Genomic DNA, 24,819 nt, shown 5'->3' with positions numbered 1-24,819 from the left:
GAAAATCAGCGACTTGACCAACTTTCTATAGTTAAGTTTTCATAAGCATTTCTTAATATAAGTTATTGATTTACAGACGATTAAATATTAATTTAACGCAGTATTGATGTATATATGCCGAAATAAACTTGTTTATAACATATAGTCAAGGATTTTGGGAGAATCTATTTTTCCTTGCTGAAATGCAAGAATTGTTATTCGAAATGGAGAGGAAAACTCATCCATATTAGGATAAAAATCGCAAAAACATGCCGATAAGTCGTGGAAATCTATCGTTTTTCAATAGATTTCCACGTCTTATCGATACATTTTGGAGGTTTTTGCAGGATAAATGTATTTTTATACAACCAGTAACTTCCATAAATAGTGACAGCTTTTGACAAACAAAAGGTCTTAAATCAGCTAATTTGTGTTAATTATACGGTATTTTTGCAAGTATTCGACATTAAACTATACATTTTTCGAAGAAAAAGCTTATCTTTGCATCAGTATTAATAAGAAAATGACATTGTTATGATACTTAGAGCTACATTTGAAAATATATATTCCATCAAGGATGAGACTCAAATCAGCTTTGTGGCAGGTAAGAGTAACGCACATCCGTCTCATGTTTCCCGTGCAGAGAAGCGTGATGATATTTCTGTGCTGAAGGCTGGTATCGTGTATGGTGCTAATGCTTCAGGAAAAAGCAACGTCATCAAGGCCATTGCCCTGCTCCAGCAGATAGCCAATGGAAGCTTTCCGCAAAGCAAGGTTGAACCTTTCAAGCTTGCTGATACCGAAGAGAAAAACTCCAAGGTAGAAATCGAGTTCAAGACCAAGGGTAAGTGCTTTGCCTATGGCATGGAGTTCACCATCGGAGGCATCAAGGAGGAATGGCTGTTTGAAATCAACAGCCGTACCGACAAGGAAGTTTTCACCAGAAAGATTACAGCTGCCAGCAACGAGTTCACGTTTGGCAAGGTGGATGGAAACGAAGAAACATTCATGCTCCTGAAGTTCATCGCCCACAGTACTCCTTCTGATTCCAGCTTCCTGTCAGAGTATGTGCGCAGAAACGGCAAGGGACTTGAAACCATACGCATGGCCAAGAACTGGTTTGCTGACGGCTTGAAGATCATCTTCCCAAGCACACGACTTCAGGGAATTTCTTTCCTTACTGAAAACAATGAAGAACTGCAGGAAACGACACGCTCACTTCTTGCCTATTTCAACACGGGCATTTCAGACGTGCGCCTGTATAAAATCAAGAAGGAAGATGTGAACTTGTCTTCCGATTTGCTTGACAACATACTCAGTAAGGCCAAGAACGGCAAGGCGTACAGCATGGCTGCCACAGTTGGAGGCGAAATGCTTCTATTCGAGGTAAATACCAACGGAGGATATGAGATTTACAAGCAGAAGGCTGTCCACCGGAATCTTACTTCCGGCACAGAGGTTGTATTTGATCTGAGCGAAGAATCTGATGGCAGCATCCGGTTGCTTGACTTCATCCCAATGCTCATCGATTTGAAGCAAAATGAAGTTGATTATCTCATCGACGAGATTGACCGCAGTATGCACCCGATACTCTCGCAGAAAATTTTAGAGTGCTATTTTTCAGGACTGGAGTCTGGAAGAGACACTCAGCTCATCTTCTCCACTCATGAATGCAACCTGCTCAACCTCGACCTTATCAGAGCTGACGAAGTATGGTTTGTCGAGAAGGGAAAGGACGGAGCGTCTCATCTCACATCCTTGGCTGAATTCAAACCTCGTGAAGATGTTCGCAAGGGTTATCTATTAGGACGCTATGGAGCCATTCCGTTCTTTGCGCCTATAAGTCAATTAAAATGGTAACAGCTATGAGACAAAGAAAAGACTTTCAACGAATAGAAGGAGTTAAATCTTCTCGACTCATCGTCATAGCTGCCGAAGGAAGAGCAACCGAAAACATTTACTTCGAGGCTATGCGCCAGGAACTATGTGCAACTAATGTACAGCTGGTTGTTCTAAACCGAGAAGATGACAATTCTAATCCTGCCAATGTCCATCGCCAGATTAAGGATTTCATGGATGAATACAACATTTTGGACGATGACCAACTGTGGATTGTTATCGATCGTGACGACTGGAAGGAAAAGATGCTTGCCGACATTGCACAGCTATGTCAGCAAAACAGCAATCTCAGATTTTGCATGAGCAATCCATGTTTCGAACTTTGGTTGATATTGCACATTGAAGACATCGAAGATTATTCGGAAGAGGACAAGAAAAACCTCTTTGAAAATCCTCGCTTGTCAACTCATGGTACATGGACGAAATATCATCTTCGAAAACTGATGGGACATTATCAGGAATCAGACTATGATCCATCCATCTTACTTCCACATGTCGAAGAGGCTATATGTAGAGCAGAAAAGCTGGATATAAACCCAAAAGACAGATGGCCACAGACTACTGGAACCAGAGTATATTTACTCGCAAAAAGCATCATGGACAGATAATGACCGTACAGATAAGTCGTGAGATACATTCCAAGACGATGCAATAATCCAGCGCCCCTTACGTTATTACAGAAGAAGAGGACAACCGCATCCGCAACCGAAGGGAGACCTTCATCAGGGAAACAGGCACCGAGAAAACGGTACTCATCACGATGATTACCTCCTATGGACTTGCGCCGGGCGGCTATTCTGATGACATCCAATGCCAGCTGACGATGGCAGATTTATTCAGATAAAAGCCGACCTCTCAAAAATGATAAAAAACCACGTTTTAGCACGAAAATGCAGATTTTGAGTGTTTACAAAGGTTAAATATGTTAAATCTTCAACCCCTAAAAATGGGTGTTTGTAAAGATATATGATATACAAAATGAATGAAATCAAGTGAAACCAAGTGAAAATACGAAAATCGTAAGTAGCTGATAATCAACATTCTTTTCATTTAGAAGGAAAGCGGCTCACAAATAGCGCGTTAACTTTTAACCGATTGAGAATCAATGACATTCATTATTTGCGTGGGAAAGTGAAAGGCGTAGAAAAGGGCTTAAAAAGATACTTGAAAAAAGTAGGAAAGTAGGACTAAAAAGCACTGAATATCAGATAATTAAGGAGATAAAAATCCTTACATTTTAGCCAGGCTTTCATATGGCTCAAACCTATGTTAAATAACTGACATTCAGTTGGTTACGTATGGTGCATCGGAAAGTAAGTCGTGATAAACAACGATTAATATCGACAACAAATGATAGTTAAGGTGCTCAAAATGAGCACCTTTCTTTTTAGCCTTACTATTGGTTATAATCAATGGTAAGGCTTTTTTAGCATCTTTTTGTACCGCTCTTGTACCTCCACTTTTCAAAAGTAATAATATGAGACTCCTTTTTTGGCAAATGAGTGCAAGATTGCCGAGAGTTTTGGACAATGATGGACGATGATATAAGACTATTGAAAATAAACGGAGTAATGACAGACGACTTTTTCTACAATAAATTAAGTATAAAAGTATAAAAAGCGTACAAATGACAGCAAGCAAAGAAAGAATTCTAAAAATTTGCGAGTATTGTGGGAAGAGCTTCTATGCATCAAAATCCACAACTCGTTATTGCTCCAAGCAATGCAACAGTTATGCCTATAAGGCAGCAAGACGTGAGGAGAAAGTAAAGATGGCTGAGACAATGAGCCACCGAAAAGCTTCCGAGAAATCCATGTCTGAAATCCTCGTGAAAGAATACCTCACTATTCAAGAGGTCGCTATACTTTTGGGGCTAAGCAGACAGACCATATATAATATGGTGTATAGTGGTAAGTTGCGAGCATCCAAGATTACTTCTCGTTTATCTTTAATCAGAAAGCGAGATATAGATTATCTTGTTGATAGTTTGCCATACACCACAAGAAAAAGTGCTTCAAAAGAAGCAGTTCATGCAAACCGAGAGCTACCTGTTCCAGAATATTACTCTGCTAAGGAAATTGCAGAAGTCCACAACACTTATGAGACCGCCATCTATGAGATAGTCAAGAAAGTCAAGATTTCAAGAATATCCATACAAGGAAGAGTATATTGGAACAAGAAAGAGGTGGATGATTATTTTGCACACCTGTCTCCAGATCCAACCATCAGTGAATGGATGACTGTTATGGACATTCAACAGAAATATTGTATGACGAAAACAGCCGTATATAGTTTCGTTAGTCACAATGCTATTCCAAGAAAAATGGAAGGTAACAATGTTCTGTATTCCAAGCGTCATGTACAATTGGCAAAAGGTGAATCCGTAGAAGACCAACTTTATTATACAATACCGGAGGCCATGAAGTTGTATGGTTTAAGCCAGGACCAGATTTATAAGCGTATCAAGAAATACGCTATTGAAAAGGTGAAGATTGGCAAGTATATCAAGATTTCCAACCGAGATTTAGAGAAAGCTATCGGCAAGCCTAAGGTTATTTAGCGGTTATCAAAAGGTTAAGTTGTACCCCATTACATAACTCTATTATTTTGCAATCGATTTCAAAGATCTCTTAATACGGGATCATATATGAAACATAAGTATCACATTATAAAAAGTAAACATTATGGTAAATACATGTACAAGAGTTTCTCTTCGCCAAAGAGCGATTAAAAACGACCGTATTTCTCTTTATTTGGATTTCTATCCACCAGTACGCAACCCTGAGACTATGCAAATGAGTCGCAGGGAATATTTAGGTATCTATATCTATGCTCATCCAAAGAATGAGATGGAACGTGAGTTTAATACAGATATGCTCAACAAAGCAGAGGCCATCCGTTGTATCAGAACCCAATCACTCATCAATGAAGAATTTGGTTTTTTGGACAAAACACGACAGAAAGCTGATTTTTTAGCATACTTTGAGAAGATGACACATAAGAAAGATGACAAGTGGACATGTGTCTACAAGCATTTCTTCAAATTTGTTCAAGGTCATTGTACATTTGGGGATGTGACAGTGGAACTTTGCAAAAAGTTCAGAGAGTATCTTCTGAATGCAAATCAGTTGAATCGAACAAAACAAAAGGTATCTCTCAACTCTGCAGCAGGTTACTACTCTACTTTCCGTGGTCTCTTAAAAATCGCCTATCGTGACAAGTGGCTGCGTGAGAACATCAATGACTATCTGGACAAGATTGAGCCACAAGATGTAAAGAAGGAGTTTCTTACCCTCGATGAAGTAAAGCAGTTGGCAGCTACTCCTTGCGATATACCTGTACTGAAGTCAGCCTCCCTCTTTGCTTGCCTCACAGGATTGCGAATCAGCGACATCTTAAAATTGCGTTGGGAAGACTTCGAGATAGCTCCCGACCAAGGATATTGCTTGCGTATTCGTACCCAGAAGACTCAGACCGAGGCAACCTTGCCTATCAGCAACGAGGCATACGAACTATGTGGTGAACCAAGCACGGGTATCGTGTTCAAGGGATTGAAGCGCAGCATGATTAACCATCCCCTTAAAGCATGGTTGAAGAAGGCAGGAATCACCAAGCCATTTTCATTCCATTGCTTGAGTCACAGCAAAATCTTTTATTAATTGAATATCAACGAGTTAAGTGCTTTGAAGAATGTAACTGCTAACGATTTAGAAACGAGCTATATTCTTTTTCTTTCACAACTTTGCAATATACAAAGAACGCTTTGATTTCGAGTGCAAAGTTAAATCTAATTTCTGAAAAACAACATTTTATGCTGTGATTTTACAAAATATTAAGATTAGTCTTTGCAAAGGTAAAAGAGTAGTTACCAACAGTAATTTTCATGTAACGTCATTTTAAGAGTATGGCAAAAAGAACATATTCATAAACGCATATATGTATCTTGCCATATTGGGAAATCAATTGCTTAGTTCCATTTTTGCAGATTATATTTCTATTTTGTCTAAATTACGACGGAATACAGCAGATTTTCAAGGGATTTGGATGGATTATCACGATAAAATATTATTTTTGTAGCGTAAAAACGATAAAAACATGAAGTTAAATCGCATAAGAGCAGTCTTAGAGGACAAAGGGATAAGCCAAACATGGCTTGCAAAGAAGTTAGGAAGGAGTTTCAGTACGGTCAATGCTTACGTATGCAACCGTTCTCAACCCAACCTTACCACACTTCTTGAAATTGCACAGTTCTTGTCTGTAGATATGAAAGAACTTATCACGGACAAAAAGGAACGCAATGATTGAAGAGATTATGAGAGACAAAATAATATCATAACATCATTTTGTGGATAAACTAAAATATTATATTTGCAAAATAAATTGAACTTTTCTCATAAGAAAAGAAATATACTATAAGAGTTCATTTCTCTCTACATGTTAAATTATTAATTGCTGATAACTATGAGACTGAAGCCAAAACTCCTCAATGCAATAATATTAGGATTGACAATGTTCCTTTCAATGCAAACAGCTTTTGCTGCTTGCAAACAGTCATTTGCCGCTCAACAAAAGAAGGTAGCGACCATTAGCAAAAAGAGAGTTGTCAAGAGCAAGAAGAGAACCTATCGCAAGGCTTCGGCGCGTAAATATTCGCATAGGGAACTGAACTCCATTATGCGGATACTTGAGCGGAAGTTCCTGTCGGAAGACAAGACCCCGGCCTTGCGAAATGTTGTTGGATTTGGAATGGGATCCAACTCAATTGATGTTGCGCTCCGTTGGAACACGAAGGAGAAGCAGCTGGAGTTTCGTAGGCAGATTTACAACTCGCCCGCCATCAGGTTTGAGGGCAAGTTGGACCCTATCATCGACAACAGGGAAGGCGTGAGCACCTACCAAGGCATCTCCCTCAAGGCGGAGAAGCCTTCCTATCCATTGGGCACCACGGAAATCAGATTCACGATTACCAACCATAGTGGCGAGGAATTTGTGTATGGCGAAGCATATAGCATCACAGCCCAAGGAGCGGATGGCAATTGGTTTGTTGTGCCCACCGATTGCTCGTTCACGGCCATCGGTCATGTTTTAAGCGATGGTCAAAGCGGCACCATCACGGCCCATCTTTTTCCCGATATTCTGCCAAACAAGCCAGGCGTCTATCGCTTCTTCTACGAAGATAACATAGATGGCAATAAGGTGCTGCTTATGGCAACCTTTGAGTTGAAGTAAATACAATCACAGCAATAATACTATTGATTTTACGTTCTTTTCAAAAAAAGGGTTGTGCAATAGTGGCTTAAAGGCTAAAAGCACTACCTTTGTAAATAATAATAGGTAACAACACGTTTAAGGTCACAATTTGTGATCTTAAAAATAAAGATAGAAATATGGCAGATAATATAGAACATCAAGATAAAGGAGAACTGGTCGCAAATTGTGACCAGTTCAATAGTTTGAAGCACTCAACAGTTCGCTCATATGCTTTTACAGAACAGGGAGTAGCAATGCTCTCTACTGTTCTCAGAAGTGAAACGGTTATTCGTATAAGCATACGTATTATGGATGCATTTGTTGCAATAAGACGTTTCATGGTGACAAATGCAGAAGCTTTCCAACGTCTTTCAACAATGGAGTACCATCAATTGGAAATGCAGCAACACTTGCAAGAATCCGACAAGCGTATAGAAGATCGCTTCCTTTGTATAGACGATGATGTATATCACATAGGTGCATCCATTAAGGACTTAGGCAAAAAGTGGTTTGGTTTCTCCAAAATGGAGATACTTACACCAGACGAATTGGTGGAAAGAATCAACAGGGGATAAGAAAAAATCAGAGTTTCTATTGAATATGGAAGAACTTTTCAGATATTATTTGAGTAATATTATTATTCTTCGTATCGGTACAGGCTTACGTTATCTATGGCTACGCTTTGTTAGGCATCGCAAGATTTCTTACCGAACCCTTTATGAAGGTAGTAAATCGAAAAAAACAACAGAATTATCTAATTTTGAAAATGAAATGTCAAATCGGGCATGGGGATGTGGCTTTATTCTTTTTGTGATATTCTTAATTATATTTTTACGCAGATTTTTATAATAAACATACAGAAAAAAATGATTATGCAACAGACATTATTTATCGTAATACTTGCCGTTGTTATTGTTTTCGCTTTGGCGTACAGATGGAAGAAAAAGGCTGAGAACAAAATGGGCAATGATTTGAACGATCTCATAGATGCTGATGATTGGCGTGGTGTGTGCCGTATTCTAAGCAAGCAACTGATTATATGGGGAGTCTTGCTTGTGCTGTGTATAGCGTTGTTGATTGCTCGAATAATGAGCGGCAGCCAATTCTACACTCCCATAATTGTTTGCGCTTTCTTGGCATGGAGATTCTTTAAGTTGGTTCATATCTATCGAATTTCATATCAAAAAATGAAAACGATAGAACAAGAAAACCAAGAGCCACAGCAAATGCCTATTGAAGAGTTGCTTTATGGTTGCAAAATTACCCAAATAGACAATAAACTTGATAAGATAAAACAGTTGTGGTTGGATGCTTACGAGCGGGGAAAGATGAATGGCTTTTGCCCTATATTATTGGAAATAGATGATTGCTTTTATGACAGTCTTGACGAAAAGTCTGAGTGGTTCGATAAGGCAAAGTTTAGTGTATGGAAATCAAGCGTATTAAGCTCTAATCCTGTTGATGGCCAAACATTCCTTTGCAACCGCTTTGAAGCGGTAAAAGAAGATTGGAATGATGAAGAAGATTGGAATGTTAAAGTAGTCGGAAATGATGAAAACCTCCCACCTATAGATGATTTCGGTATTAGTGATGAAAGCCATGTTTATCTTGTGGAAGTTCCCGTAAAAGAACCTTGGAAAGTTTTCGCTTATATTCCAATGGGTGAATGGAATGAGTGTCCTACTGCAGAGGAGCACATGGCTGTAGCAAAATACTGGTACGAGAAATATGGAGCGGTAGTAGCCCATATCTCAAATGATATGATACAATATTATTTGCCAAAGCCTGTGACAGGTGACACGATGCCTCTTGCAGAGGAGCACATGGGGTATTGTGACGATACCATTTTCCAAGGAGAAAATCTTACATCGCTTGCAGCTGAACTAAAAAAATCGACAGTATGGTGTTTTTGGTGGGATTAGGTAAACTTATAAAACGCATTTGGAAGAAGAAAACATACAGATGGTTGTCATATGCCATTTGTATAATTACATTCTCCACGTTATATGATTATATTCACAGTATTATTACACATACCATCATTTGTATCCCAATGTGGATATGGGGTATTATTCCAGTAGTAACAATCCTCATATTCTTTGCTAAATTTGGGATTAAGAAAAAATCTATATTTCTTCAAGTTGTATTGGGATGTTGCTTTGGAATAGTGGTTACTGGTGTTTTGTGTGTCTTGTTCTATACAACAAATTATTGGTTCACCAGTTCCCATACGTACCATCTTGACGCATACGTTGTTGGTAAGAGATATATTCAAAGACGTGGTGGTTATCGTAGTTGGGGACTTTCAAAATACTACGTGAACTTGAAATTTATAGACAACCAAGAAACATTTCGTCTGGATGATTCAAAAGTTTTCAAAAAAATCAATCAAGGTGATTCTGTATGTGTCACTTTTGTTAAAGGTCTTTATGGTATAAACATTATCAAGGATATATCTCCTAAAAACAAATAATTAATGCAATATAAAACAATGAGAGAAAAAGAAGCAGACAATGGAGAAAAGATTTTTAAGGATTTTAATAATTTTATAAATATGAAGATTAAAACATTATTTAAGACAATTTTTTGCGCAGGATTAGTTTTAACTCTTGTTTTGTATCTATGCCATTTATACGGCAACTATATAGAAAAAACACAGGAGCCTATTACTGGTTATACATATAATGGATTTGAGGAAAAAAGTAACTATAAGAGTTCAAATACAATTCTTATAACCTACAAATCAAAACAATATGTATTACATACGGGAGATCGAGTCTTAGACAAGATAAAGTCTGGGGATTTTCCTAAATTATACTATTCTTCAAAAACTGATTATCTTTTTTTTGAAGGAGATTACTTACCTGTAGGTTATGCCAAAGCTGCTTTATTGTTCACTTTTGTCTTTCCGATTATTGGTACACTAATATGGAAAAAAGAACTTAATAATGATATTCGCACAATGTAAAATGTCAAGGGCAACATGACACCATCAATTTACTATATGGGCAACCGCCGCACGGAAGACATCGTTCACCTACAACTCACTCGACAACGTGCTCAACAAGCTGAAGACGAACATGGCGGATGGAGGCAAGATGATTAACTACCATCGGCTGACGGGTATCAGCAATCCCGACCATCGGGGAAACAACGTGTAGTAGATAGTATCAAATAAACTGTGTCAAGCTATAAAAGTTATAATATGAAACCACAAAAAATATATTCTCCTTAATTCCGCAACACTATAGTTTAACATTATTTATAAGTGCCTGAGCAACAAAAAGTTGCCCAGGATTTTGCCATGTCAGAATTTTCACTTACCTTAGTGTTGCGAAAAGAAGACAAGCAAAACTCTAATATGACATGGCAAAGATACAAATAAAATCTGAGAAACTCACTCCTTTTGGAGGAATTTTTTCTATTATGGAGCAATTTGATGCTCTTTTAGCTCAAACCATAGATTCCACCTTGGGATTGAGATGCACTATGTTTGGTTATCAATATAGCGAAATTCTACGCTCTCTGATGTGCGTATATCTTTGTGGCGGCTCATGTATTGAGGATGTTACAACTCACTTGATGAAACATTTGTCTCTTCATCCAACTCTTCGCACTTGCAGCGCAGACACCATATTGCGTGCTATCGAAGAACTGACTTGTAAGAACATCACCTATAAATCTGCTTCTGGCAACTCCTATGATTTCAATACTGCAGACAAGATGAACTGCTTATTGATCAAAGCCCTGCTTGCTACTGGTCAATTGAAATCCGGTCAAGAGTATGATTTTGACTTTGACCATCAGTTCATTGAAACAGAGAAGCATGATGCAAAACCAACCTACAAGAAGTTCCTGGGCTATAGTCCAGGTGTGGCAGTCATTAACGACATGATTGTCGGTATTGAAAATAGAGACGGCAACACAAACGTGCGCTTCAACCAAAGAGAGACTTTGGAAAGAATCTTCAAGCGACTGGAGGCATCAGAAGTATATATATCCCGTGCCCGCATGGATTGCGGCTCATGCTCGGAGGAAATCGTAGATATGGTAGAGGCTCATTGCAGGCATTTTTATATTCGTGCCAACAGATGCTCTTCCTTCTACGATTCCATGTTTGCCTTGACTGGATGGAAAACTGTTGAAATCAACGGTATTGAATTTGAGCTGAATTCCATCCTTGTTGAGAAATGGAAAGGAAAACCGTATCGTCTTGTCATACAGAGACAAAGGCGAATAGATGGAGACCTTGACATTTGGGAAGGCGAATATACCTACAGATGTATACTGACTAACGATTACAAGTCGAGTGCAAGAGACATCGTGGAATTCTACAATCTTCGTGGTGGCAAGGAACGCATCTTCGATGACATGAACAATGGCTTTGGCTGGAATCGATTGCCAAAATCGTTCATGGCACAGAATACTGTATTCCTGCTTATGACAGCTCTCATCAGAAACTTCTACAAAGCTATTATGCAGAGATTGAAAACCCATGAATTTGGATTGCGTGCCACCAGCAGAATCAAGACCTTTGTTTTCAAGTTCATCTCTGTTCCTGCGAAATGGATTAAGACATCACGTAGGCATGTATTGAATATTTACTCAGACAACAATGCTTATGCCAACCTGTTCAAGACAGACTTTGGTTAAAGACCATGCTTTTCTGGTTAAACCAGCGTATTACCTCAAGTCGCTTTATGGGGTAAGGGGATTTTGTGTCTGCGACATTTCTGTTGTGCAAGAAATATGTACAATAAAATGAATTTTGTCGCTTTGCAAGCAAAATCCCACTAAACCCTATAGGTTGCGGATTTGAGGATTCTATAATAATAGGATTGGTTGCATACATTATTATATCACATATATTCCATGTGCTTTTTAGAGGTAAAACTGATATAGCACTAAGCTTATTGTATATTTATAATGATATGTTATATATTGTAGGTTATATCTTTACATTTATGGTCTATGGTAGTAATAAGTTTAATAGAATCTTGTTTGGTACATTAAGCATCGCATTTCTGTTGTTTTTTGTATATAATTGGTGGGGCGTTTCATCTATGCCTTATGAGAGATTCTTATATATAGGCTTAGGATTGCTTGTATATATATGTGAGTACATGTATTTAAAATCTATACAAAACGATTTGTAAAATAATTTAAAATAACAGGTATGAAATATTTAATGCAAATATTACTTGGTTTAATACTTTTACAACTGCTGCAATCATGTGATTACAGTAAGAGTCGCGATGTGTTGTGGATGAAAAAAAATTTTGAAAATAATGCAGAGCTTTTTTATGATGTTACTAATTTATTTAATAACTCTATTCCAATAAATTTAAAAAAAGAGAATTATGTTAATTTTAATATTAATGATAAAAATAATAGTGTTGATATTATTATAATAAGCAAAAAAGTAATTAATGGAGAAAGAGTCACTCAAAAAGCTAACTCACAAAGGTTAGATAACAAGAATTTTAATCTATTATTGAAAAACTTAGGATGGAACTATTCAAAAGTTGATTCAATACGAAATATGTTACAGAGGATAAAATGCAATACCATTAGAACCGTTGATTATAAATATTTTGATATTGAAATTTATAATAGCTCTAATTTATCGTATTCATATTTACATCTCAAACATAGTATAGAGTACCATAATATTAAAACAATATCAAATAACTCTAAATATGGTAATCTGTTTTCCATTTCTCTGTAACTAATAGCTTGTAGCCGAACAGTAAAAGAAAGCAATTGCAAGCGTGTAAAACAAACTGTATTAAACTATAATAATTATTGTTTAACACAGTTTATTGTACGCTCGGCATGAGCTTATTCTAATGGGTGCAAGTCCCTAATAAGCCTGGTGTGGGAGGTCGGTAAATGTGAAAATAGGAAGCAACTGCCTTTTATGATTAGCATTTACCTCCTACCCGATTCGAAGCGAAGAATGCGCTTGTACCAGATGGTCGTTGTCTATTATTTCTGATTAATTTTCTTTTTAATTTCATTCGCCTCTTTAAATAGGCTATTAGCAATGCTATCTTTAATTGCTGCCATCTGTCTCATTTCGTTATGGTAGCAAATTGAGTCCTCGTAAATATTTACACGAGTTCTCACTTTCTCAATAACTTCTTTATTTGGGCATACAGAAAAATTCTTTTCGATGTATCGAACATTGGGGTCGTCAGATGGAAGAACCATCTTCAATGCCCGATATTTCAAGTCTGCTACCTCCCAAGCTTGATGCTCTCTCCATTGGGTTAGGTTGCCCCAAATAGAGATGACAAGAGATAGAACCAAGCCTCCAATGAAAAGAAGAACATACTTTGAAGTTGGCTCGAAGCGATGAGTCACAACTTTCTTCAGAGGTATATTATCCATTGCGTGAAGCTTGTCCTGCACAATTTTTGATGTGGCATTCAGCTCTTGTTTCACCTGATTAACAGTATCAAACAAGAGTTTACTTCGCTGTTCTCCGTTACTTGCTTCTTTCTTGGTAAGGTCGGTAAAGATGCAGATAGCTTCTCTTAATCTTGCCAATTTGTCAATAGACTCCCCTTCTTTTACAGCCATAGCAAGGATAGCTTTTTCAAGTTTGCTAGTATCAACACTTACAGGGACAGGAATGCTTCCAGCCTCTGCATTCTTTGGTGAAGCAGAAAGTTCATCGACTTTCTGCTCCAATCTCTCAACTGTGCCGTAGATGGCTTCCAATAGTTCTTCTTTCATATTTCTTTTGTTGTTTGAATGGTTTGTAACTTGCATCAAAGGCTAAAGCCATTTCTGCGTTTCTTCTTTTTCTTCTTGGCTGATTCATCCTCTGGGAAAGACTCAAAGGTCTGAGCGTTGGCAGGAGCAAAAAGTCCAATGGAAGAAATACCGTCCCAAGGGTCTTGACTGCTCTCCGATATAGATGGCTCCTGGTTGTTCTTGTGATTGCCCTGCTCGTATTGCTGAGCAGATTTGGCTCTTGCTGATAAAAGGTTCTCCGTTCCCTCTAATCTCGCATTCAGTTTGCCAAAGCTATAGTCTCGGCTAATCTGCGTACCCTTGAAGCTATATCCATCCTTGCAGAAACGGATGCCTTGAACCTTGGTTCGCTCCTTATCCTTATAGACAAACTCTAAGTGAACACCTCGCTTTGCAAGTTCACTTTTGAACTCGTCCCAACTATCTGCCATTCTCAATGCGCTCTTTACAGCATTGTGAATCTCATATTTGGCTCGCTCAGCATTGCGTAACTTACGAGTATTAGTATTGCTCTTGTCCGTTCCGTAGGTAAATCCATACTTGGATTTAAGAGCCTTGGTCACTTGCTCATTACGCCTGTAATCATTCCTGTCTGATATGAGCTTGCCATCGTTATTGATGCGGTTGTACACGATATGACAATGTGGATTGTCGGTGTTGTGATGCCTCACGATTATGAATTGGGTATCGGTGATGCCCAACATCTGCATGTATTCAAGGGCTATCTTAGCCATGAACTCATCCGTCAAACGTGGCTTATCCTCGGGCTTGAAGCTCAAAGCTATGTGCCCCACAGGCTTCTTAATCCTTGGGTTTAGCTGCCTTTGTAGCTCGAAACTTTGCGTTATCTCGGCATTCGTGCCGAGTAACACACCATCCGAGGCGATGATTTTCGCCTCATCCTTGCCTGTAACATAGCGGATGCAACCACCAAATGAGCTGCCTTTCTTAAGCTTGCCTATCATGTGGTATCCTCCTTTCTGCCCATACTGCTTGGCTTCGGTTTATAACTTGCTTGGCGATACTCGCCAAGGATTGCTTTCAATCTTCTCAACAAGTCCACCACAAATACATGGGTTTCGTGGAAGCCTCTCTGATGCGACAGCTTGGTAAGTTGGTTGAGGTTGTTCGCCATGCCTATGAGACTCTTAGCGATGACTACCGTCTCTGCGTTGTGTCCGCTGACCACCACGCCGTTCAAGGCGGACTCACGGATGTACTCCGCCAACTTGCGGTTGGCTTTTCTCGCCCTCAGTCTCAATGCCTCGTAGCTTGGCTTCGAGAACTTCACCGTGACAGACTTCGACAGCTTGCGAACCCTGCCTGTGGGCGGTCTTCCGCCCTTTCTCTTGTCTTGTTCCTGTACGTTTGTCATTCGATACACTGTTAACAGTTGGTACACTTATTTTCTGCGACCGTTGGGAGCAAAAAATCTCCGCCCTCATGGTGGAGCGAGGCGTTTTGGGGTTCCCAAAACATAACCTCGCTCCCTCTCAGAACACGTTAGTTGGAACTACAGCCTTTCATCTATCCACGTCCAAGGTCGCAGACCTTAATTCTCACAATTTGCGCCAAGCCTCGAAGTCCTCTTCATAAAGGCTTAGGTGGTGGCGCACGATGTTCTCGATGATGCCCGATACGCTCATGCGTCTCCCTCCGAGGATGCGGACGACACGATCAAGACGGTCTCGTACATCGGAACTGACGAAGACTGGCTTGCGGTCGTCAATCCTTGGAACCTGGAGGAAGGTCTGCTGATACTCCTCCAATGTCGCCTTGCGCTGCTTGCCACTGATGCGCTTCTGCGGATTCGGTGGCGATTGAGCCTCGTTCGTTGATGTTTCCTCTCTATAGGGAGTTGTTGCAGCAACTTTCTCTACAATTGCTCTCAACTCTGGGTTCTCTACATCATCATAGAGAGAATTACAACTACTTGGATTGGCTTTGTTGCCATACGTAGATGGGTTAACAAAATCCAAATACTCTTTTTCCATCAGCTCCTTTTGCCCAGGAGCCAAGACTACATCTTTTGTTCTTGCCATAGCTTATGCTGTTTTATTTGTTAGTATAGTGGTCACGGTATGCACCATTGACCGATTGTCGGGAGCAAAGTAAGTGTACTGAGTGCAGCCATGCAACTGATTGGGTATAACGTGGCAATTTAGTTGTGGCTTGCTTATTTGCATACCGAGATAGTTGTGAGAACTTCAACGTATTTCTCAACTCATCATTGTTCATGTATCCGTTGCAGTCGTGCAAGTTTTTCTTGTTGCTTTTGGCGTTGATGTCGGCAAACCCCGGCAACATACTGCCACAGAAATTGAAAACGCTTGTTTTTAGATTGCCGTGCCTTATCTTTGCACTCACAAGCGTGGAGCACAGCATATGCGTGGAGCTTTGCGACATATAACATAGTATTAACTTAGAAAAAAGAAAAGTATGGGATTCATCGTATTCGAGGAAGAGGCATTCAACTATCTTGATGCCCAGTTGGAGAACTTCGTGAAGCGCATGGACAGAATCCGTGAGCGCAGTGAGGACAAGACCATGAACAAGTGGCTCGACACGCAGGACGTGTGTCAGACGCTCAACATCTGCCCACGGACAGTGCAGACGCTTCGGGACAACGGAACTTTGGCTTATACGCAAATCAGCCACAAGACCTACTACAAGCCGGAGGACGTGATGGCTATCGTAGCAGTAGTGGAGGACAAGAAAAAGGACATGCGTTTTCGCAAGCGCACAGGTTAGGCTGTCAATATACAACAGCCACTTTATCCAATGCAGCAAGTAAACCGAGTAACGTAAGTATCAACAATAAAACGAGACAACTATGAGCAATGAAGTAATGACAAGAAACAGCGAGTGGATGAACCACATCGTGAACCACCTCAACCGAATGGTTGACAATTTTGAACGTGCCGTGATGAACTACCGCCCCATGCTTGGCGGTGAGCGCTTCATGACGGACAAGGAGCTTTGTGCCAGGCTGCAACTGAGCCGAAGAACCCTGCAGGACTACCGAAACAACGGTGTCATCCCGTATATCCAGCTTGGCGGAAAGATACTCTACCGCGAGTCCGACATTCAGAAGATTCTGATGGCTAACTATCGTGAGGCGTACAGAATGAAGGGCTTGTAGGAGAAATACATGTCCTTGATGAGTGGGGTGAAATGAACAAGGCGACAACGTATAACTTACCGAGCGTGGCTGTTATAGGTTGTCGCCTCGTTTTATTGGCTATACCGAGTTGGTCGTGTTTGCCGGGTATCATTTGTGTTACCTGTATAAATCTAATACCATGCTAAAACACACTGCGGAGGTTCGCCCAAGTGGCTGGAGGCGCAAAGCCTCCAAGGAACGTTGCTTTATATGGCTGTTCTATGCCATTGCGTTCTCTGTAAAGATACAGACCAGTTTAGTGCGGCTTGTCTGCTTGCCGATGACGGACTGCATGATGAACTCCCGAAAGGCTCTGCTCTCAATGCTGTCAATACGGAAGGCTACCGCAATGACGAGTTCAAGGCTATATACATCATAGCTGATGCGGTCGTTCTTTCTGACATGACGACGCACACCCTGCTCTTTCAGAATGCCGTCCTTGAATACAGCCTTGACAGCCTTGCGCACATAGCAGCCGAACACATTATACATGTCGGCAATCTCCTGCATAGTCATCCATACCGTATCGGTCGGCATGGATACCGTTCCGCTCTCACTGATAGTTATAACTCCTCTGTTCATTTTTCGTCCTCCTTATTTCTCTTTTGGTCAGTTTCTTTTGTTTTTCTGCGTTGCATCAGTTTGTCCATGTCTATGGAAATCTTGTTATCGGTGATAACGGCATAGATTTGGGTGCTTCGCAGGTTGGAATGCCCCATCATCTTGGCGATGCTTTCCATTGATATGCCCGAAGTAACCATGTTTACTCCGAATGTATGTCTTGCAACGTGTGCGGTAAGGTTCTCATTGATACCCAAAGCCACACCGAGTGAATGAAATTCAAACCACATGGAATCACGTGAAGAAAGAGGGAAAACAGGTTTGCTATCATCCGCTGTATTGTATAGCGACATTATTTGTTCAGCTATCGGATGCAAGGGAATGAACGCTTCGTTGTTGGTCTTTGCTCTTTTCTCACGGATGTATTTTCTACCGTCTGCCGTCATCCCGATATGGTGTGGATACAGGTTACGTAAATCGACATAAGCCAAACCTGTAAGGCTGGAGAAAACAAACATTCTGCGTGCCAACTCCAAAGCCTTATCCTCCATAGGAGTCTCCATAATGAGCAGCAAGTCATTTCTGGATATATGTCTACGCTTTGGTGAGCCTTTCTTTTCATATCCGACATCTTCCAATGGATTGAATTTCAGCAGACCTCTGTCAACAGCGATATAAACCAAGCGTTGCAACCAACAAAGATTATGGTTCGTATTGGATGCACTATACCCTTTGCCAATCAAGAACAACTTATAAGATTTGCCAAATTCCTCAGTCAAATCTTCAAATGCAATGTCATTCATTCCTCGTAACCCGATGAACTCTCGCAAGTTGAGCTGCGATGTCTTAGATTGGCGATAAGAAGATGTTGAGTTAATACGGATGGAGCGCAGCCTAAGGCGTTCACGCTCCTCCTCGCCAGTGGCAAGCAATGTCATCGGGATAGTATTTGCATCAACAATAACATTCTTCAGAATCTCGGCGGTAACGATGCCCTTTTCCTTTGTTGCCTGCTCGTAGGCTTCGTCAATTCTTAGTCTGAACGCTTGCAGTTGTCCGTTCACTCTTGCATTCTTGGCTTCACCTTTTTTCGTGTCCCATTCTTCGGGAGCACAGTAAAGACCTGTTGCTATGGCTGACACTTTGCCGCCAATCGTGATACGGCAAAATATAGATGTGGTTCCGTCTGCCTTTACTCTGCCACGGTTGATATAATAAAACTGCTTGTATGTACTTCTCATTTTTATGTTCCTTTCTTATTTTGTGATAATATTACAGGACAAACTTGAAGTCCTTGTTGGCTTCGATGAACTTATCCATATCCTCAAATAGCTTTTTCGGGGTGACACGTGCATAGATTTGCGTGGTCTGAATGTTGTTGTGACCAAGCATTCTGCTGATAGTCTCTATTGGAACACCTTCTTCGAGCGTAACGAGCGATGCGAAACTGTGCCGTCCAACATGATAGACCAAATCCATACTTATGCCAGATAGTACTCGGAGACTTTTCATGTTACCTCTCAACACTCGAAATTCCTGTGGCGGTAAAAGAGTAGGTCTTGTCGGGTCTTTGTATTTCTCCAACATGGCAAGCGCCTCTGGCAGCAGCTTCACACGTGCAAGCATCTTGTTCTTCTTTCTGTGGTATTTCAGCCAAAGGCTGCCCTCCTCATCACGAAAGAGGTTTTCTTCCGTGATAGAAACAGTATCGGCATAAGCCGTGCCTGTATAGCAAGCGAAAAGAAAAAGGTCACGGGTCAAAGCCAACGATTTTCTTCGCTCTGGTATTTCGAGGTCACGAATTTTCAGGAAGTCCTCACGTGTCAATGCCTTTGGTGGATTCTCTTTCTTTTGAGGTAGCTTGAAGTGCATGAAATGATAACGCTCGGAGTGTCCTGCCTTGAAAGCTATTCGGCAGGTCTTCTTCAAGATGGCGAGATAGTGGCGGACTGTATCAAGTGCAAGACCTCTCTCGTCCAAGCAAAAGTCCATGTACTCACGGATAAACTGCTCGTCAAGCTCACCGAATGCCACATCGTCAGTTCCATAACGCTTCTTGACGAACAATACCAATGTCAGGCGAGTGTACTGGTAGTTTGGCAGCGTGCCTTTCTTGTAGTCGATGCCGATTCTTGACTCAATGTCCGCAATGATGGCGTCAAGCTGCTTCAACAAGGTCATCTGAGTGTCTGCACTGCATTGAAACAGATCCTTTATCGCCTTTGCGTCAAAATCCGTCTTGCGCTCCACAAGTGACTCGTAGGCTGAGTTTATTGCCAGCAACAGCTTGTCAATCTTGGCGTTCACTTCCACAGCCTCCTTGCTCTTGCCGTCAAGTCTGCTCTCACGTGGATTCCATAACTTTGGCGTACATGACAACTTGCAACCGAACTGCGCCATTGTTCGGTTGAGGGTGATGCGTCCCATGATGGGAGCCTTACCGTTCTTGTCCAATCCGCTCTTTTTGAGGTAGAGCAGCACCTTGAATTTTTCAACTTTCATCTGCTTACTTTTTTAGTTTGCAAAAATAATCAATCAGTAAGCATTCTCCGTTATTGAAAGTTGTGCAGAACAGTGCAACAAACACTGGTGACAAACTATTTGTTTTTCACCTCGTTAGCAGTGTTGGTTTCGGTAACTGACCGCTAACGGTTTGGTAACTGAAATAACTCAATATCCTGCTCGGCTTTGCTTTGCAGCCAATTGGCAGGATTATGAAATATTGCTCATTCTCAACCACTTGCAGTTCATTCCTCTCATATTCACTTTCCGTTGCTTTTGCTTAAATTGTGCATGATAAGCCGGCACTCGTATGCAACAATCCAAATCGCCTTAGGCACAGATATTTACACGGTTTCGAAGATGCTTACACATAAGAATGTAAGCACAACACAGATATATGCCGACCTCGTGAACGCAAAGAAAAGAGAGACAGCAAATAAGATTTCTCTTAAATAAATCCATTGCATTCATTTCATGGTGCCCGATATTGAAAAAATGTTCAATATCGGGCTTTTTAGTTAAAGGCTCCTAAAAGTTTTACGTGAGTCACGCGTGACTCACGTGTCTGTTTCTGCAGTTTTTCCTATTTTTGCACCACAAATGATTAATAATACGCAATATGAAACAGTTTAAAAAAGAATTTTTGACACAGCATTTATTGGTTTTGTGTGCAATGTCTATCATTGGTGCACTTGTTCGCAACGAAGCTATGCAATATGGTGTAGACACCTTTAGCTGCAACTTGACGTTCGTTATCTCAACCACCATACTGATGGTTGTTTATCTCCATGCATTAGATAGTATCGTACGATTGCTTGCCCCATGGTTTAAGCATATCTTTTGTAATACAGTAAACAATACAGAAAGAAAGCGTCTGTCTTCTATTGCCATCAATGAAACAAATACATATGACGAGGGGGAAGAGCTAAACCTGGAAGATGTAACTTTCGTCTATGCAGATGAAGCCTCTTCTTGTATTACAAGCTATGAACAGTTGAGACAGGAAGCATTGGAAGACAAAGCCAAAAAGGAAAAGGTCTTGTTAAACTCAGCTATCGATTATACCAGAAGAACTTTTGCTGCCTACATGAAAGAGGAGCATTTGAACCAACTTTGTGACAACATCGCTATTTTCCAGTGTTGTGCCTCTACACACATGAGACATCATTCATTGATTGTTGACAAGGCTATTCGTACTATTGACTTAATGCATTATGCTTGGAATATAGGAAACCTTTTCAAGAAGAAAGGCATTGATACAGCAACCTTTATAAAACAAGTTTTTGCAGATGCATTGGTTGATGTGGAAATATCCACTATTATAAGGAAGTTAAGAATGGAAGGTACCTGCATCATAGAATTACTACCAAGCTTAGATGTTCAAGGCGGAATCAAGACACATTATTGTTGCTGATAAGCATTGAGCAGTTATTCAGAGGTTATATCTCAGTGATATTTATCTCCATCACATAACTCATTTACTTTGTACCCGAATAATAAAAAATGAACAGATATGATAAATGAAAGTATCACCTTTGATAAGTTACCACAAGCGGTATCTTATTTAACAGAACAAGTTATCGAGTTGAAGCAAATGGTATCAGCACTTCAACCTACATCATCAGCAAATAACCATATATTGGTTGAGATTGATGAGGCTGCTATTATTATAATGAAGTCGAAGCCAACCATTTATCGATTGGTTAACCATGGCATTCTGCCATCCTATAAAAAAGGTAAGAAGCTATACTTCTATAAGGATGAGCTGCTTGCATGGATTGAGAATGGTCGAAAAGCTACCAAGGAGCAGAACCATTCTGAAATGCTAAAAGCCATGCAAGGAGGAATGAAGCGCAAACCCAAGTCAATGTATAATTTTTAACTCTATGCCAAATGACAGCTTTAAATAACAATAAGGAAACTTCCATCAATTCAATGATTATCATGGATAAGGCTATTGATATGAGTACTCGCCTATCAGGTAGCCAGTTTCCCGTAAGCATCTTTCCTGCCAAGATTCAGAGAATCATCAAGGAGGTACACGAATGCCACAGTTTTCCTACCGACTATATATCAGCAGCCATACTAACTGCATTGGCTGTTGGTATCGGCAACACGCACTTGGCACAGATGAAACAAGGTTGGCTTGAAAGTCCTATCTTATACATGGCTCTTATCGGAAGACCTGGAGCCAACAAGAGCCACCCACTTAGCTTCGCTATGAAGCCATTCCTCGATTACGACTATGAGCAAAACAAGTTGTTCGAGGAGCAATACAGTAAGTTTGAGGAAAAGATGTGCATGTCTCGCAAGGAACGCATTGAAAATGGAGAGGATGGATTCCCGCAAGAACCTGTACGCAAACGTTTCTTGGTCTCTGATGTCACACCAGAAGGCTTGAGCTATATTCATGCGCAGAACAAGAGGGGTTTGTGCCTATGGACAGACGAGCTATCTGCATGGTTCAAGAACTTCAACCGCTATAACAATGGTTCAGAGGAACAGTTCTGGCTATCTGTCTTTAGCGCCAAGACAACCATATCAGACAGAAGAAGTTCCAAGAGTTCCATTTTCATTAAACGCCCCTATATCTCAGTAATCGGAACCATCCAAAAGAAGATACTTAGTGAGTTGGCGAAAGGCGAACGCTCCAGCAACGGCTTTATCGATCGCATTTTGTTCGTCATGCCTAACCTTCAGCAGAAAGCGAGATGGAGTGACCGAGAGTTGCCCGATAATATAGAGCGAGATTGGCAAGCCATCATTCAACACCTTATTGATATGGAGTGTCCAATAAATGAGCAACAGGAAATCGAGCCTCATGTCTTATCATTCACTGAAGAAGCTAAGGCAAGGCTCTATGAATGGCAGCATCATTTCTCCGAGCAATGCGACAATGAAACAAATGATACCATTGTCAGCATCTATTGCAAGTTGGAGATATACATCATCCGTTTCTGTCTGATTATTCAATTGGCACGATGGACGTGTGGAGAATGTGATAAGGAAGCCATCGACCTGCTGAGTGTAGAGCGAGCCATCCGATTGACAGATTATTTCAAGAACTCTGCCATATCAGTACAAAATATCCTCAACGAGAATATGCTTACAGCTCAACAACAAGCAATCGTCAACCATCTTCCTGCAACATTCACTACTGCCCAAGCTCATGATGTCGCCAAAGAGAACGACATGAAGTCAAGGACATTGGAAAGATTTCTGAATGATAACATCGGAGTCCTATTTCGCAAAGAGAAGCATGGGGAATATTCAAAGATTAACTCGTGACGGTATTGTCGGAATTGTCGCTTTTGACGGTTTCAATACCAAAAGCGACAAAACCGACAGAACCGCCACATAAAAAAGAAATGAAATGAGTACACATAGATTCATATTAGAGCCATACAAAGGCATCGCTACCCGACATACATGTCCAGAATGCCATAAGAAACGTAGCTTCGCTCGATATATTGACACAGAAGGGAAGATTGAGTTTCCTCCTTACGTGGGGCGCTGCAACCATGAGCAAAGTTGTGGTTATCACTTCACTCCCAAGGATTTTTTTGTGAAGAATCCCGAGAAGAATGAGACATTCACAAAGGATGATACTATTTCATATAAGAAGAGAGAAATGCCGAAGCCATTACCCACTTCTTATATAGACGAGAACATCATGCGAAGTTCTCTGAAATGTTATGAGGCGAACAACCTTTTCTTGTTTCTATCTTCTCAATTCGGTGAAACAGCTACTCTTTCTTTGATGGAGAAATATCATGTCGGAACTTCCAAACACTGGACTGGTGCCACGGTATTTTGGCAAGTTGACAATCAAGGCAAGGTGAGAACTGGTAAGGTAATGCTCTATTATCCCGAGACAGGTAAGCGAGTAAAAGAACCATACAACCATATTTCATGGGTACACTCGCTTATCCCCCACAAGGATTTCAATCTCTGTCAATGCTTCTTTGGTGAGCATCTTATCAATGTAGCCAAGACCAAGCCTATAGCATTGGTTGAAAGTGAGAAGACAGCCTTGATAGCCTCCTACTATCTTCCTCAATTCTTATGGATAGCAAGTGGTGGTAAGAATGGTTGCTTTAACACGAAGTCGTTATCTGTTCTGAAAAACAGAGATGTGGTCTTATTCCCTGATTTGGGAGCGACAACAGTTTGGCAAGACAAGCTGCCAATGATGCAAGTTCTCGGCATCCGTGCAACGCTTTTCGACTTTTTAGAGCATCAAGCCTGCGAAGAAGATAAAGCTAAAGGCTTGGACATTGCTGATTATTTGCTCAAAATCAAGCCTGCAGAAGCAAAACTTCAATCCCTCATCAAACAGAATCCTGCCATTCGGAAGTTGATAGATGTCTTCAAACTCGAAATTGTTGACGAGCCTCAGCCACGTTTCCGCTCTCCTAAAAGGCAACGTGGTTTCAGACTCTGAGATGATTTGAAAAATCGAGGTATCTGACGATAGCAAGTTATGTTTTGAGTTACTCAAAACCTTTCGAGTTACTCTCGAAAGCACTTGCCTATCGGTAGATACCTCTCCAAAGTCGAGTATCTGAATCAACCTATCGGTAAGCAGAGAATTGCATATATGATGACTTACTGTCGTATAGATTCATTGATTTACTGTCGTATATATATGCATGTCATATGATAAAACGTTTTACATGAAATGAGTAGAAATAGAGAATATT

General features: G+C 40.5%; 25 protein-coding genes and 1 pseudogene. 19 read left to right on the top strand and 7 right to left on the bottom strand.

Annotated elements, in window-relative coordinates:
* Positions 1-513 precede the first annotated feature (513 nt).
* The 12 genes from KUA49_RS08905 (at position 514) to KUA49_RS08850 (ending at position 12,856) form a co-directional block, all read left to right on the top strand.
* Positions 514-1,839, top strand: a complete 1,326-nt coding sequence (locus KUA49_RS08905) for an AAA family ATPase (RefSeq protein WP_218413606.1) — start codon at positions 514-516, stop codon at positions 1,837-1,839.
* 5 nt (positions 1,840-1,844) lie between these two features.
* Positions 1,845-2,486 carry an RloB family protein gene (locus KUA49_RS08900; RefSeq protein ID WP_218413605.1) on the top strand — a complete coding sequence of 214 codons (642 nt, stop codon included), beginning with the start codon at positions 1,845-1,847 and terminating at the stop codon, positions 2,484-2,486.
* A gap of 1,019 nt (positions 2,487-3,505) precedes the next feature.
* Positions 3,506-4,438, top strand: a complete 933-nt coding sequence (locus tag KUA49_RS08895) for a helix-turn-helix domain-containing protein (protein ID WP_318331599.1) — start codon at positions 3,506-3,508, stop codon at positions 4,436-4,438.
* A gap of 124 nt (positions 4,439-4,562) precedes the next feature.
* Positions 4,563-5,537, top strand: coding sequence for a phage integrase SAM-like domain-containing protein (locus tag KUA49_RS08890; protein WP_217746349.1), 975 nt, complete (start codon positions 4,563-4,565; stop codon positions 5,535-5,537).
* A gap of 436 nt (positions 5,538-5,973) precedes the next feature.
* A complete protein-coding gene (locus KUA49_RS08885) occupies positions 5,974-6,183 on the top strand; it encodes a helix-turn-helix domain-containing protein (protein WP_044072484.1) in 210 nt (69 codons plus the stop codon).
* A gap of 441 nt (positions 6,184-6,624) precedes the next feature.
* The gene (locus KUA49_RS08880) at positions 6,625-7,107 is read left to right on the top strand and encodes an immunoglobulin-like domain-containing protein (RefSeq protein ID WP_270318327.1); all 483 of its coding nucleotides are present in this window, start codon (positions 6,625-6,627) and stop codon (positions 7,105-7,107) included.
* Positions 7,108-7,265: 158 nt separating this feature from the next.
* Entirely contained in the window at positions 7,266-7,703 is a 438-nt protein-coding gene (locus KUA49_RS08875; RefSeq protein ID WP_118141872.1) for a hypothetical protein, read from the top strand.
* Between the two features lie 25 nt (positions 7,704-7,728).
* Positions 7,729-7,977 (top strand): hypothetical protein, encoded by a 249-nt coding sequence (locus KUA49_RS08870; protein ID WP_194256776.1) that lies wholly within the window; start codon positions 7,729-7,731, stop codon positions 7,975-7,977.
* Between the two features lie 23 nt (positions 7,978-8,000).
* On the top strand, positions 8,001-9,050 hold the full coding sequence (locus KUA49_RS08865; protein ID WP_167639566.1) for a DUF4253 domain-containing protein: 1,050 nt from the start codon (positions 8,001-8,003) through the stop codon (positions 9,048-9,050).
* A 569-nt stretch (positions 9,051-9,619) separates the two neighbouring features.
* A complete protein-coding gene (locus tag KUA49_RS08860) occupies positions 9,620-10,096 on the top strand; it encodes a hypothetical protein (RefSeq protein ID WP_218413608.1) in 477 nt (158 codons plus the stop codon).
* 398 nt (positions 10,097-10,494) lie between these two features.
* Positions 10,495-11,781 (top strand): IS1380-like element IS942 family transposase, encoded by a 1,287-nt coding sequence (locus tag KUA49_RS08855; RefSeq protein WP_055235773.1) that lies wholly within the window; start codon positions 10,495-10,497, stop codon positions 11,779-11,781.
* A 523-nt stretch (positions 11,782-12,304) separates the two neighbouring features.
* Positions 12,305-12,856 (top strand): hypothetical protein, encoded by a 552-nt coding sequence (locus KUA49_RS08850; protein ID WP_218413600.1) that lies wholly within the window; start codon positions 12,305-12,307, stop codon positions 12,854-12,856.
* A 260-nt stretch (positions 12,857-13,116) separates the two neighbouring features.
* On the opposite strand, the gene KUA49_RS08845 is transcribed toward KUA49_RS08850, so the two are convergent.
* The 4 genes from KUA49_RS08845 to KUA49_RS08830 all read right to left on the bottom strand — a co-directional run bounded on the left by KUA49_RS08845 (position 13,117) and on the right by KUA49_RS08830 (position 15,932).
* Positions 13,117-13,869, bottom strand: a complete 753-nt coding sequence (locus tag KUA49_RS08845) for a hypothetical protein (RefSeq protein WP_218413601.1) — start codon at positions 13,867-13,869, stop codon at positions 13,117-13,119.
* Between the two features lie 35 nt (positions 13,870-13,904).
* Complete coding sequence (locus KUA49_RS08840; protein ID WP_218413602.1) at positions 13,905-14,855, bottom strand: relaxase/mobilization nuclease domain-containing protein; 951 nt, start codon at positions 14,853-14,855, stop codon at positions 13,905-13,907.
* The gene (locus tag KUA49_RS08835; protein ID WP_218413603.1) at positions 14,852-15,265 is read right to left on the bottom strand and encodes a plasmid mobilization protein; all 414 of its coding nucleotides are present in this window, start codon (positions 15,263-15,265) and stop codon (positions 14,852-14,854) included. Before KUA49_RS08835 ends, KUA49_RS08840 begins: the two co-directional genes overlap by 4 nt.
* A gap of 184 nt (positions 15,266-15,449) precedes the next feature.
* A complete protein-coding gene (locus tag KUA49_RS08830) occupies positions 15,450-15,932 on the bottom strand; it encodes a DUF3408 domain-containing protein (protein ID WP_172770187.1) in 483 nt (160 codons plus the stop codon).
* 397 nt (positions 15,933-16,329) lie between these two features.
* On the opposite strand from KUA49_RS08830, the gene KUA49_RS08825 reads away from it, so the two are divergent.
* Both KUA49_RS08825 and KUA49_RS08820 read left to right on the top strand, forming a co-directional pair.
* Positions 16,330-16,641 carry a helix-turn-helix domain-containing protein gene (locus KUA49_RS08825; RefSeq protein WP_008656559.1) on the top strand — a complete coding sequence of 104 codons (312 nt, stop codon included), beginning with the start codon at positions 16,330-16,332 and terminating at the stop codon, positions 16,639-16,641.
* 82 nt (positions 16,642-16,723) lie between these two features.
* Positions 16,724-17,032 carry a helix-turn-helix domain-containing protein gene (locus KUA49_RS08820; protein WP_008145366.1) on the top strand — a complete coding sequence of 103 codons (309 nt, stop codon included), beginning with the start codon at positions 16,724-16,726 and terminating at the stop codon, positions 17,030-17,032.
* A gap of 240 nt (positions 17,033-17,272) precedes the next feature.
* Here the strand turns inward: KUA49_RS08820 and KUA49_RS08815 are convergent, their stop codons facing one another.
* From KUA49_RS08815 to KUA49_RS08805, 3 genes are read right to left on the bottom strand one after another with little or no spacing between them, the layout of a single operon-like run.
* Positions 17,273-17,635: a hypothetical protein gene (locus tag KUA49_RS08815; RefSeq protein WP_077154748.1), complete on the bottom strand. Its 363-nt coding sequence runs from the start codon at positions 17,633-17,635 to the stop codon at positions 17,273-17,275.
* Positions 17,632-18,855 carry a site-specific integrase gene (locus tag KUA49_RS08810; protein ID WP_318331598.1) on the bottom strand — a complete coding sequence of 408 codons (1,224 nt, stop codon included), beginning with the start codon at positions 18,853-18,855 and terminating at the stop codon, positions 17,632-17,634. Before KUA49_RS08810 ends, KUA49_RS08815 begins: the two co-directional genes overlap by 4 nt.
* Before the next feature lie 31 nt (positions 18,856-18,886).
* Positions 18,887-20,116 (bottom strand): site-specific integrase, encoded by a 1,230-nt coding sequence (locus KUA49_RS08805; RefSeq protein ID WP_218413639.1) that lies wholly within the window; start codon positions 20,114-20,116, stop codon positions 18,887-18,889.
* A gap of 300 nt (positions 20,117-20,416) precedes the next feature.
* Between KUA49_RS08805 and KUA49_RS08800 the strand changes: the two are divergent.
* From KUA49_RS08800 to KUA49_RS08780, 5 genes and pseudogenes are all read left to right on the top strand, one after another.
* Positions 20,417-20,572 (top strand): annotated as a pseudogene (locus KUA49_RS08800) (tyrosine-type recombinase/integrase); the annotation flags it as partial.
* Between the two features lie 163 nt (positions 20,573-20,735).
* Entirely contained in the window at positions 20,736-21,530 is a 795-nt protein-coding gene (locus KUA49_RS08795) for a hypothetical protein (RefSeq protein ID WP_147347193.1), read from the top strand.
* 99 nt (positions 21,531-21,629) lie between these two features.
* The gene (locus tag KUA49_RS08790) at positions 21,630-21,998 is read left to right on the top strand and encodes a helix-turn-helix domain-containing protein (protein ID WP_218413618.1); all 369 of its coding nucleotides are present in this window, start codon (positions 21,630-21,632) and stop codon (positions 21,996-21,998) included.
* Between the two features lie 11 nt (positions 21,999-22,009).
* Entirely contained in the window at positions 22,010-23,404 is a 1,395-nt protein-coding gene (locus KUA49_RS08785) for a YfjI family protein (RefSeq protein WP_256624958.1), read from the top strand.
* 85 nt (positions 23,405-23,489) lie between these two features.
* Positions 23,490-24,560, top strand: coding sequence for a DUF6371 domain-containing protein (locus tag KUA49_RS08780; RefSeq protein ID WP_318331597.1), 1,071 nt, complete (start codon positions 23,490-23,492; stop codon positions 24,558-24,560).
* Positions 24,561-24,819: the final 259 nt, after the last annotated feature.

Origin of the sequence: Segatella copri (genome assembly GCF_019249655.2) — a bacterium.
GTDB lineage: Bacteria > Bacteroidota > Bacteroidia > Bacteroidales > Bacteroidaceae > Prevotella.
Note: the sequence above shows the minus strand (reverse complement) of the source record. Positions and strands in the feature narration are given on the sequence as shown.

Bases quoted from the DNA above. Each gene is read 5' to 3' on its own strand.
- KUA49_RS08905 (WP_218413606.1), top strand. From the start codon at position 514: ATGATACTTAGAGCTACATTTGAAAATATATATTCCATCAAGGATGAG.
- KUA49_RS08900 (WP_218413605.1), top strand. From the start codon at position 1,845: ATGAGACAAAGAAAAGACTTTCAACGAATAGAAGGAGTTAAATCTTCT.
- KUA49_RS08895 (WP_318331599.1), top strand. From the start codon at position 3,506: ATGACAGCAAGCAAAGAAAGAATTCTAAAAATTTGCGAGTATTGTGGG.
- KUA49_RS08890 (WP_217746349.1), top strand. From the start codon at position 4,563: ATGGTAAATACATGTACAAGAGTTTCTCTTCGCCAAAGAGCGATTAAA.
- KUA49_RS08885 (WP_044072484.1), top strand. From the start codon at position 5,974: ATGAAGTTAAATCGCATAAGAGCAGTCTTAGAGGACAAAGGGATAAGC.
- KUA49_RS08880 (WP_270318327.1), top strand. From the start codon at position 6,625: ATGGGATCCAACTCAATTGATGTTGCGCTCCGTTGGAACACGAAGGAG.
- KUA49_RS08875 (WP_118141872.1), top strand. From the start codon at position 7,266: ATGGCAGATAATATAGAACATCAAGATAAAGGAGAACTGGTCGCAAAT.
- KUA49_RS08870 (WP_194256776.1), top strand. From the start codon at position 7,729: ATGGAAGAACTTTTCAGATATTATTTGAGTAATATTATTATTCTTCGT.
- KUA49_RS08865 (WP_167639566.1), top strand. From the start codon at position 8,001: ATGCAACAGACATTATTTATCGTAATACTTGCCGTTGTTATTGTTTTC.
- KUA49_RS08860 (WP_218413608.1), top strand. From the start codon at position 9,620: ATGAGAGAAAAAGAAGCAGACAATGGAGAAAAGATTTTTAAGGATTTT.
- KUA49_RS08855 (WP_055235773.1), top strand. From the start codon at position 10,495: ATGGCAAAGATACAAATAAAATCTGAGAAACTCACTCCTTTTGGAGGA.
- KUA49_RS08850 (WP_218413600.1), top strand. From the start codon at position 12,305: ATGAAATATTTAATGCAAATATTACTTGGTTTAATACTTTTACAACTG.
- KUA49_RS08845 (WP_218413601.1), bottom strand. From the start codon at position 13,869: ATGAAAGAAGAACTATTGGAAGCCATCTACGGCACAGTTGAGAGATTG.
- KUA49_RS08840 (WP_218413602.1), bottom strand. From the start codon at position 14,855: ATGATAGGCAAGCTTAAGAAAGGCAGCTCATTTGGTGGTTGCATCCGC.
- KUA49_RS08835 (WP_218413603.1), bottom strand. From the start codon at position 15,265: ATGACAAACGTACAGGAACAAGACAAGAGAAAGGGCGGAAGACCGCCC.
- KUA49_RS08830 (WP_172770187.1), bottom strand. From the start codon at position 15,932: ATGGCAAGAACAAAAGATGTAGTCTTGGCTCCTGGGCAAAAGGAGCTG.
- KUA49_RS08825 (WP_008656559.1), top strand. From the start codon at position 16,330: ATGGGATTCATCGTATTCGAGGAAGAGGCATTCAACTATCTTGATGCC.
- KUA49_RS08820 (WP_008145366.1), top strand. From the start codon at position 16,724: ATGAGCAATGAAGTAATGACAAGAAACAGCGAGTGGATGAACCACATC.
- KUA49_RS08815 (WP_077154748.1), bottom strand. From the start codon at position 17,635: ATGAACAGAGGAGTTATAACTATCAGTGAGAGCGGAACGGTATCCATG.
- KUA49_RS08810 (WP_318331598.1), bottom strand. From the start codon at position 18,855: ATGAGAAGTACATACAAGCAGTTTTATTATATCAACCGTGGCAGAGTA.
- KUA49_RS08805 (WP_218413639.1), bottom strand. From the start codon at position 20,116: ATGAAAGTTGAAAAATTCAAGGTGCTGCTCTACCTCAAAAAGAGCGGA.
- KUA49_RS08795 (WP_147347193.1), top strand. From the start codon at position 20,736: ATGAAACAGTTTAAAAAAGAATTTTTGACACAGCATTTATTGGTTTTG.
- KUA49_RS08790 (WP_218413618.1), top strand. From the start codon at position 21,630: ATGATAAATGAAAGTATCACCTTTGATAAGTTACCACAAGCGGTATCT.
- KUA49_RS08785 (WP_256624958.1), top strand. From the start codon at position 22,010: ATGACAGCTTTAAATAACAATAAGGAAACTTCCATCAATTCAATGATT.
- KUA49_RS08780 (WP_318331597.1), top strand. From the start codon at position 23,490: ATGAGTACACATAGATTCATATTAGAGCCATACAAAGGCATCGCTACC.